General features: G+C 58.8%; 1 protein-coding gene. It reads right to left on the bottom strand.

Going from position 1 to position 548, the window contains the following annotated elements:
- On the bottom strand, nucleotides 1-548 hold a 548-nt coding region (locus ACR0A2_RS22185), incomplete at both ends, for a GTP-binding protein (protein ID WP_480837386.1).

Below are 548 nucleotides of genomic sequence, written 5' to 3'. Positions count from 1 at the left end.
TCGCCGATTTCCGGGTTGTTGCCTTCCATCGCCGCCAGAGCCGAACCTGCGATGATCGGGATATCGTCGCCGGGGTAGTCGTAGCTGGACAGCAGTTCGCGAACTTCCATCTCAACCAGTTCCAGCAGCTCTTCGTCGTCAACCTGGTCAACTTTGTTCAGGAACACGACCATCTTCGGGATGCCAACCTGGCGGCCCAGCAGGATGTGCTCGCGCGTCTGCGGCATCGGGCCGTCAGCGGCGTTCACAACCAGGATCGCGCCGTCCATCTGCGCCGCACCGGTGATCATGTTCTTGACGTAGTCAGCGTGGCCGGGGCAGTCAACATGCGCATAGTGGCGGTTGTCGGTCTCGTATTCCACGTGGGCGGTCGAGATGGTGATGCCGCGCGCTTTTTCTTCCGGCGCACCGTCAATCTGGTCATACGCTTTGAAGTCACCGAAATACTTGGTGATTGCTGCGGTCAGCGTGGTCTTGCCGTGGTCAACGTGGCCAATCGTGCCGATGTTGACGTGCGGTTTTGTACGCTCAAACTTTTCCTTTGCCAT

The organism is Ruegeria sp. H8 (genome assembly GCF_056532905.1).
This window is presented reverse-complemented; position numbering and strand designations above follow the sequence as displayed.